We start from the raw sequence: 7,903 nt of genomic DNA, 5'->3' as shown, positions 1-7,903 counted from the left end.
CCGCACCTCACGCCTCCCCAGCCTCGCCGCTCCCTTCGGTCGCGGCGTCCCTCGCGGGCTCCTCGCGCCCTCCGGGCGCTCGCAGGCGCGCCACCGCATGGATCGATCGCTGCTTGGGCTGTAGTGAGCATCCGCGAACGGAGTGAGCGGTTCACCGACGGCGAGGCGAACGCCGAGCCGTCGGCTTTTTCCCACCAGGTTTTTCGAGGAGTGGTTCCCGAAGCGAACGCAGTGAGCGAGGGAACCCGACGAGAAAAAGGTGGGAGAGAATCCGACGAGAAAAAGGTGGTACCGAGCGATCGAGACCCGGCGTCGACTCACGGCGTGGTCGAACGTGCTCTCCGGTCGGCGAGACGGTCGGCATCGCCTCGGCCGACGTCGATCCGCTCGATCATCGTTCACGCGTCAGCGGGATCGTCCGGCTCCGCGTCGGTTTCGGCGACGGCCCGGATCGGTGCGCCGTCGGCGTCGATGGCCAGCGGATAGGCGTGGAGGGTGACCCGCCGGGGGAGTCGTTCGAGGCCGGTCAGGTTCTCGATGACCAACCGCTCCGCGCCGAGCAGGGCGTGGTGGGCCGGCACGCCCGAGGGCTCGTCCGAACCCGCGCGCTCGGTCGGCGTTGGATCGGGGTTGAGCGTGTCGGTGGCCACGTGATGACCCGCCTCGGCACAGCGTCGAGCCGTCGCGGGGGCCAGGTAGGGGTGATCGAGGTACCGATCGGTCCCCCAGTGGTCGTCCCAGCCGGTCCGAAACGCCAGCAACTCCGCGTCGGTCTCGGGAACCACGTCCGGTGGGATCGCCTCGCGTGCGCCGACGTCGCCGCAGTCGACGATGCGGGCGTCGAACCGGAACCGGTCGATGGCGTACGCGTCGAGCGTCCGCCCGTCGGGTTCGGTGTGACGCGGGGCGTCGACGTGCGTTCCGGCGTGACTCCCCAGTTCGAGGGCAGTGACCTCGTACCCGTCCGTCTCGTGGGTCGCGTGAGGGGAAAGCGACACGTCCGGGTCACCGGGATACGTCCGCATTCCCGTCTCGATCCGGTGCGTACAGTCGTACAGCGGCATGGTTCACCTCCCACAACGCGCGGGATAACCCTGTCCCCGACTTCGAGTCACCGACCGCGAGATCGTCCGCGAACGTGACGCGGTGGCACCGATCGGTTTAGGCTCCCCTAAGATTCGAAAGCGATTTAATCCTTTAGGGGAGCCTAAATCACATGGCGAGACACACCGATGAGGGCGGACCGACCCGCCACGACGCGATCGGATACGGCGGCGCGGTCGTCGGTACGGGCTTCCTCGCGGGCTGTATCGGCGGCGAGGAGTCGTTCGACCGCAGAGAGGTCGCGAGCGTCGTGAACGGAGGCGAGGAGTGAGCGACCCCCTCGATCGCGACGTCGTCGTGGTCGGCGGCGGTCCGGCGGGTTCCTCGGCCGGGATCTTCCTCGCCCGCGGGGGACTCGACGTGGCGGTCTTCGACCGCGGTCGGTCGTCGATCGCCCGGTGTGCGCACCTGGAGAACTACCCCGGGTTCCCCGCCGGAATCGACGTCGGAACGTTCTCCGACCTCGTGCGCGACCACCTGCGGCGGGCGGGCTGTACGGTCATCGACGACCTGATCGAGTCGGTCAAGCCGGTCGAGCCACGGAGGACGACCGGCGGGTCGAACGACGACGAGTCCGCGTCGAGTGACGCGGACGGGCTCGCCGGGTTTCGGGTCATCCCGCAGGAGGGCGAGCCCGTCACGGCGCGACGCGTCGTCGCGGCGACGCGATACGACGGCGAGTACCTCCGCGGCCTCGACGACGACGCGGCGATGTTCGAGACCCACGAACACCACGGGGAGACGAGCGAGCACTTCGACCGCGAGTACGCCGACCGCGACGGAACGACCCCGGTCGAGGGGCTCTACGTGGCCACGCCGTCCGAGGCCGACCGACAGGCGATCACGGCCGCCGCGCGCGGGGCCCGCGTCGGCAAGCGGGTCGTCGCCGACGCCCGGATCGACGAGGGATGGTGGCCCGCGGCCGCCGAGGGGGTCGACTGGCTCCGACGCGAGGCCGAACTCGACGGGGAGTGGACCGACCGCGAACGCTGGGTGGAGTGGTTCGACACGCATCACGCCGACGCGCCGGTCGACCCCGACTCGGACCGGTTCCTGCGGGTCCGCGAGGCGGCGATCGACGACGCCCGGTCGGCGTACGTCGACGCGGAGGCGATCGAGTCGCGGGCGGCGGCCGGCCATCGGGCCGTGGCCGAGCGCCTGGACCCGAGCGCCGTCGTCGACGCCCACGGTCCCGACGCGGTGTTGGAGGCGCTTGACGACGACGCGATCGTCGAGTACGTGGCCGGTGAGATCGACGGCATCACGCGGGAGAACGCCCCCGAGACCGTCGAGGGAGGGAGCCGATGAGCGGCGAGGGATCGACGGTCGGCGGCGGCGGATCGTCGGTCGACGGCGAGACCTCGAGGCGACGGTCGACCGACCGGAGCCGGGTCGGGTGGCTGTTCGACGCGAAGCTGGTCGCCGTCGCGCTCTCCAGTCTCGCGGTGATCGTCGCCGCCGGGCTCGTCCAGGTGAGCTTTGGCGCGTACTCGATGACGGTCGGGCAGGCGTGGCGCGCGGTCCTCGACCCCGCCGTCCTGTTCGACCCGCGGTGGCTGCTCAACTTCCTCCTCGGGGAGGAACTGATGCGGACCGTCACCGGTTTTCGGGGCGAACTTCCGGAGCTGGCCCGCGAGACGCTCATCGTCTGGAACATCCGGCTGCCGCGGGTGCTCGTCGGGGTCATCGTCGGGGCGAACCTCGCGATCTCCGGAGCCATCTTCCAGGCGGTGACGCGCAACGAGCTCGCGAGCCCGTTCATCCTCGGCGTCTCGTCGGGTGCGGGACTGACCATCCTCCTCACGCTCGTCGTGTTCGGGAGCCTTTCGGCGTTCCTCCCGCTGATCGCCGCGCTCGGCGGTTCGGTCGCCTTCCTGGTCGTGTACGCCATCGCCTGGAAGAACGGGACGAGCCCCGTGCGGCTCGTGCTCGCGGGCGTGATCGTCGGGACCGTCTTCGGGAGCCTCCAGACGGCGCTTTTCTTCTTCGCCGACGACATCGGCGTCGTCCAGTCGGCGATCGCGTGGACCACGGGCTCGCTCACCGGCACCGACTGGGAGCAGGTCCGGCTGGCGCTGCCGTGGACGCTCGTCGCGGTGGCGCTCTCGATCGCCGGCTCGCGACAGCTGAACCTCCTGCTGCTCGGCGAGGGGACGGCGAAGTCGCTCGGGATGTCGATCGAGAAGGTGCGGTTCGCGCTGTCGGGCGTCGCGGTCCTCGCGGCGGCCGCCAGCATCGCGGTGGCGGGGATCGTCGGCTTCGTCGGCCTCATCGTCCCCCACATGGTCCGGAACCTCGTCGGCACCGACTACAAGCGGCTGGTCGTCGGCTGTCTGTTCGTCGGGCCGGCGCTGATGGTCGGCGCAGACGTCGGCGCGCGGCTCGGCATGAACGTGATCGCCGGCACGGACGCGCAGATCCCGGTCGGGATCGTGACGGGGCTCGTCGGCGGGCCGTACTTCCTGTACCTGATGCGGAAACAGCAACACATGGGTGAGATCTGAATGTCGATCGAGGGACTCGAGAGGACGCGAACCGACGGGACGGACGAAGCAGCGTCCGATTCGGACGGAACGAACGGTTCGACGGCCGCGAACCGGACCGGCGACGCCGCGAGCGACCTCGACGGCGAGGGGCTCGTGTTGGGCTACCCCGCCGCCGAGGAGCCGGTGGTCGACGGCGAGTCGATCGCCGTTGAGCCCGGCGCGGTCACCGCGCTCGTCGGCCCGAACGGGTCGGGCAAGAGCACCCTCCTGAAGGGGCTCGCGAACCAGCTCACGCCCGAGGACGGGTCGGTGTTGCTCGACGGGCGCGACGTTCACTCGATGGACACGAAGGCGCTCGCGCGGAAGCTGGGCCTGCTCTCACAGGAGAGCACCTCGCCGAACGGCATCGCGGTCGAGGACCTGGTGTATCACGGGCGGTATCCGCACCGTGGCTTCTTCGAGCGGACGACCGAGGCGGACGCGAGGGCGGTCGACCGCGCGATCGAGCTGGCCGGCTGTGACCACTTGCGCGACCGGGAGGTGGGCAGCCTCAGCGGCGGCCAGAAGCAACTGGCGTGGATCGCGATGGTACTCGCACAGGACACCGACGTGCTCCTGCTCGACGAACCCACGACGTTCCTCGACCTCCACCACCAGATGGAGGTGATGCAGATCATCGAGACCCTTCGCGACGAGAGCGAGGTCACCGTGGTCGTCGTGCTCCACGACATCGAACAGGCCGCGCGGCTCGCCGATCGCGTGGTCGCGCTCAAGGACGGAGAGATCCGTGCTCGCGGCCCGCCCGAGGAGGTCGTCACCGAGGAGTTGCTCGCGGACGTGTTCCGCGTCGACGCCGAGGTCGTCGCCACGGAACGCGGCCCGCGGGTGACGCCGATCCGCGCGCGACACGAGGAGTGATCCCGCATCCGGCCCGACACGGGATGACTCCGATCGGCACTCGGACGCGGCGATCGGGCGGATCTTTTTAGGTTGGCCTAAAGATCGGAACGGTTTTATTATTTTAGGCCAGCCTAAAAGTATGCTCAACGGCGACGAAGCACCTGACGGACCGACTCGTAGAGCGTTCGCGAAGTACGGCGGTACGGTGGCTCTCGGCGGCCTGCTCGCCGGGTGTACCGGCGGTGGCGATGGCGGCGGCGTCGCGGCGAGTGGCGACGGCTCGGAGAGCGGTGACAGCGACGGCGACACGGAGGCCAACTCGACGACATCGAACGGATCGAACACCGAGGGAGAAGCGTCCGCCGGGCTCCCGTACACCGCCGCCATGGAACCCGTCGGTGAGGTGACCTTCGAGGCGGTCCCGGAACGGTGGGTCGCGTACGACGGCGGCTTCGCGGACATGGCCGTCGCGCTGGGGAAGGGCGACGGATTGGCCGGTATCGGCAACGCCGACCGGTACTACACGTACGTCTACGACGAGCTTTCCGGAGTCGACGTCGATCGAAGCCCGATCGAGGCACACCCGGATGTCAGGACGAAAGAGCAGTTCTACGAGCTGGATGCTGACGTCCACCTGTACGATCCCCAGATGCTCGTCAACTGGTTCGATTGGGGGGAAGACGACGTCACGGAGATCCGCGACAACGTCGCCCCGTTCTTCGGGAACCTGATCTTCAGACGATCGGACGAGTGGCACGATTACCGGTATTACACGCTGTACGAGGCGTTCGAGCGAGTCGCAGCGGCGTTCAACGAGCGCGAGCGCTACGAAGCGTTCGCCGAGCTTCACGAGTCGTTCATCGCGGACGTACAATCGCGCCTTCCGGCGACTGACGACCGGCCGAGCGTATTCCTGACGTTCGAGGGAACGGACGAACCGGAGACCTTCTCGCCGTACCGACTGATCGACAAGGGAACGAGCAAGAAGCAGTGGCTCGACCTGGGCGTGACCGACGCGCTCACGGGGACGGACATCGAGAACCTCAGCACCACGAACCGCGGCGAACTCGACTACGAGAACCTGATCGAGGTGGATCCCGACGTCATCCTCGTTCGCGGACACGAACGGAAATCGCCGACGGAGTTCCGCGACACCGTGCTCGCGTACATGGAGGATCATCCAGTCGGGAGCGAGCTTACGGCGGTCAAGGACGGACGCGTGTACCGCGGCGGCTACCTGTATCAGGGACCGATCCACAACCTCTTCCTGACCGAACGGGCCGCAAAGCAGTTGTATCCGGACGAGTTCGGCCCCGTCACCGGCGACGAGGAACTGTTCGACCGCCAGCGCGTCGCGAACGTCATCAACGGAGAGTTCTGAACCATGACGAGCAACACCGACACCATCGAACCGGACGAATCGGCGACGAAACGGACGCGGCGCGACTACCTGACGTACGGCGGCGCGGTCGCTCTCGGCGGCCTGCTCGCCGGCTGTACCGGCGGCGACGCCGAGTCGGATCCGACCGGATCCGACGGGAACGGGACCGACTCGACGGACGGCGGATCGGGTGACTCGGACGACTCCACGGCGGACGACGCCGGCGACGAGAGCTACACCGCTTCGATCTCGCCGGTCGGCGAGGTGACGTTCGAGTCGCCGCCGGAGACGGCGTTCACCCGGCTCACGCATCACGCCGACATGGCGTTCGCGCTGGGGCGGGGAGACGGGATCACCGCGATGCACGCGCCCGACTACTACGACGGGCTCTGGAACCAGTTCGTCGAGCGGCTTCCGGGCGTCTCGCTCGACTGGTCGGGGCTCTACTCCTCGTGGGAGCCGGACAAGGAGAAGCTGTACGAACTGGACAGCGACGTCCACCTCGCGGACCCCGCGTGGGTGACGCAAGTGGAAGGCTGGGACCGGGAGGACATCGACGAGGTCGCCGAGCGCGTCTCGCCGTGGTTCGGAAACTCCCTCAGCGACCGCCACCAGGAACCCGCGCCGGAGTGGGCCGACGACTACGAGTACTACGGCCTGTGGGAGCAGTTCGAACTCGTCGCCGAGGCCTTCGACGAGCGCGAACGCTACGAGGCGCTCGCGGCCGTCCACGAGGAGCTCCTCGGGACGATCGAGGTGCGGTTGCCGCCGGAGGAGGAGCGCCCGACCGCGGTCATGATCGCCGCCGCCGACATCGAGGAGATCTACGCGTACACCCTGAGCAATCCCGGCTTCCTCACGTCGCACACGCGTCCGCTCGGCCCGCGAGACGCGTTCGAGGGGAGCGTCGAGTCCGGCACGGTCGTCGACTTCGAGACGATACTCGACGCGGACCCCGACGTGATCCTCTACCTCGGCGGCATGGAGCCGGGGACGGACATGGCCGGACGGCGAGCCGCCTTCGAGGGGGACCCGGTCGGATCGGAGGTCACCGCGGTCCGAAACGACCGCATCCACCCGCAGGGTGCCCGGTATCAGGGACCGATCCTGAACCTCTTCCAGCTGGAGATGACCGCCAAACAGCTCTATCCCGACGCGTTCGGCGAGTGGCCCCGTTACGAGGAGGGACCGTACCCGGAGATACCCGAGGAGGAACGACTGTTCGACCGGGAGCGCGTCGCGGAGGTTATCAACGACGGCGCGTAGATGAGTGGCATGGAATACGACGTCGTCGTCGTCGGTGGCGGAGTCGCGGGATCCTCGGCCGCCACGTTTACGGCCCGACACGGCTTGGAGACGCTCGTCTGTGACGCGGGCAGGTCGCTCCTCCGGCGCAACGCCCACTTGGAGAACGTCCCCGGTTTCCCCGCCGGCGTCAACTCGCGTCACTTCCTCGACCTCCTCGGCGAGCAGGCCGAGAACGCGGGCGTCGAGCGCCTCGACGCCCGGGTAACGGTGGTCGATCCGGCGAGCGAGGAACGCAGCGAGAGCGACGAACCGAATCGATTCCGGGTCGAGACGGCGGACGGCGACCGGATCGCCGCCGACTACGTCGTCGCCGCCACGAAGAACGCAACCGGCTATCTGGAGGGGATCGACGGCGTCGACCTCCTCGACCGCGGGAAGACGTTCGTCGACACCGATGAGCGCGGTCGGACCGGCGTCGACGGGCTGTACGCCGCGGGTCGGCTCGCTCGGAAACCTCACCAAGTCGCGGTGTGTGCCGGCCACGGCGCGGAGGTGGCGGTCACGCTGCTGGAGGACGACGACCGGCCGTTCTATCACGACTGGGTCGCCCCGGAGGGGTACTTCTCCGACCGCGGCCGCCCCGTCCCGCCAGGGTGTGAGGAGATCGGTGAGACGGAGCGTCGGCGACGCGAGACCCGATCGCTGGAGACCACACGAGAACGCTTCGCGGAGTCGCATCCCGACGATCAGGAGACGCACCCGAGCCTCCGCGAGGACTGATCGG

General features: G+C 68.6%; 8 protein-coding genes. 7 read left to right on the top strand and 1 reads right to left on the bottom strand.

Annotated features, from left to right (window positions below; genetic code table 11):
* Positions 1 to 398 precede the first annotated feature (398 nt).
* Positions 399 to 1,064, bottom strand: coding sequence for a cyclase family protein (locus F3H10_RS12620; protein ID WP_149785112.1), 666 nt, complete (start codon positions 1,062 to 1,064; stop codon positions 399 to 401).
* 152 nt (positions 1,065 to 1,216) lie between these two features.
* Here F3H10_RS12620 and F3H10_RS16120 point away from each other — a divergent pair, with 152 nt between their 5' ends.
* The 7 genes from F3H10_RS16120 to F3H10_RS12590 all read left to right on the top strand — a co-directional run bounded on the left by F3H10_RS16120 (position 1,217) and on the right by F3H10_RS12590 (position 7,899).
* Complete coding sequence (locus F3H10_RS16120; protein ID WP_188127939.1) at positions 1,217 to 1,375, top strand: hypothetical protein; 159 nt, start codon at positions 1,217 to 1,219, stop codon at positions 1,373 to 1,375.
* The gene (locus F3H10_RS12615; RefSeq protein WP_149785111.1) at positions 1,372 to 2,412 is read left to right on the top strand and encodes an FAD-dependent oxidoreductase; all 1,041 of its coding nucleotides are present in this window, start codon (positions 1,372 to 1,374) and stop codon (positions 2,410 to 2,412) included. The genes F3H10_RS16120 and F3H10_RS12615 overlap by 4 nt, the downstream gene beginning before the upstream one ends.
* The gene (locus tag F3H10_RS12610) at positions 2,409 to 3,608 is read left to right on the top strand and encodes a FecCD family ABC transporter permease (protein ID WP_149785110.1); all 1,200 of its coding nucleotides are present in this window, start codon (positions 2,409 to 2,411) and stop codon (positions 3,606 to 3,608) included. Before F3H10_RS12615 ends, F3H10_RS12610 begins: the two co-directional genes overlap by 4 nt.
* A complete protein-coding gene (locus F3H10_RS12605) occupies positions 3,609 to 4,508 on the top strand; it encodes an ABC transporter ATP-binding protein (protein WP_149785109.1) in 900 nt (299 codons plus the stop codon).
* A 121-nt stretch (positions 4,509 to 4,629) separates the two neighbouring features.
* Positions 4,630 to 5,871: an ABC transporter substrate-binding protein gene (locus F3H10_RS12600; RefSeq protein WP_149785108.1), complete on the top strand. Its 1,242-nt coding sequence runs from the start codon at positions 4,630 to 4,632 to the stop codon at positions 5,869 to 5,871.
* 3 nt (positions 5,872 to 5,874) lie between these two features.
* The gene (locus tag F3H10_RS12595; RefSeq protein WP_149785107.1) at positions 5,875 to 7,137 is read left to right on the top strand and encodes an ABC transporter substrate-binding protein; all 1,263 of its coding nucleotides are present in this window, start codon (positions 5,875 to 5,877) and stop codon (positions 7,135 to 7,137) included.
* Entirely contained in the window at positions 7,138 to 7,899 is a 762-nt protein-coding gene (locus tag F3H10_RS12590; RefSeq protein WP_149785106.1) for an FAD-dependent oxidoreductase, read from the top strand.
* Positions 7,900 to 7,903 lie beyond the last annotated feature (4 nt).

The organism is Halorubrum aquaticum (assembly GCF_900113615.1).
GTDB classification, from domain to species: domain Archaea; phylum Halobacteriota; class Halobacteria; order Halobacteriales; family Haloferacaceae; genus Halorubrum; species Halorubrum aquaticum.
The sequence above is the reverse complement of the archived record's forward strand: the minus strand, read 5'-3'. Positions and strand labels throughout refer to the sequence as shown.

Excerpts from the sequence above, each read along its gene's own strand:
- F3H10_RS12620 (WP_149785112.1), bottom strand. The coding sequence starts at position 1,064 with ATGCCGCTGTACGACTGTACGCACCGGATCGAGACGGGAATGCGGACG.
- F3H10_RS12595 (WP_149785107.1), top strand. The coding sequence starts at position 5,875 with ATGACGAGCAACACCGACACCATCGAACCGGACGAATCGGCGACGAAA.
- F3H10_RS12590 (WP_149785106.1), top strand. The coding sequence starts at position 7,138 with ATGAGTGGCATGGAATACGACGTCGTCGTCGTCGGTGGCGGAGTCGCG.
- F3H10_RS12600 (WP_149785108.1), top strand. The coding sequence starts at position 4,630 with ATGCTCAACGGCGACGAAGCACCTGACGGACCGACTCGTAGAGCGTTC.
- F3H10_RS12605 (WP_149785109.1), top strand. The coding sequence starts at position 3,609 with ATGTCGATCGAGGGACTCGAGAGGACGCGAACCGACGGGACGGACGAA.
- F3H10_RS12610 (WP_149785110.1), top strand. The coding sequence starts at position 2,409 with ATGAGCGGCGAGGGATCGACGGTCGGCGGCGGCGGATCGTCGGTCGAC.
- F3H10_RS16120 (WP_188127939.1), top strand. The coding sequence starts at position 1,217 with ATGGCGAGACACACCGATGAGGGCGGACCGACCCGCCACGACGCGATC.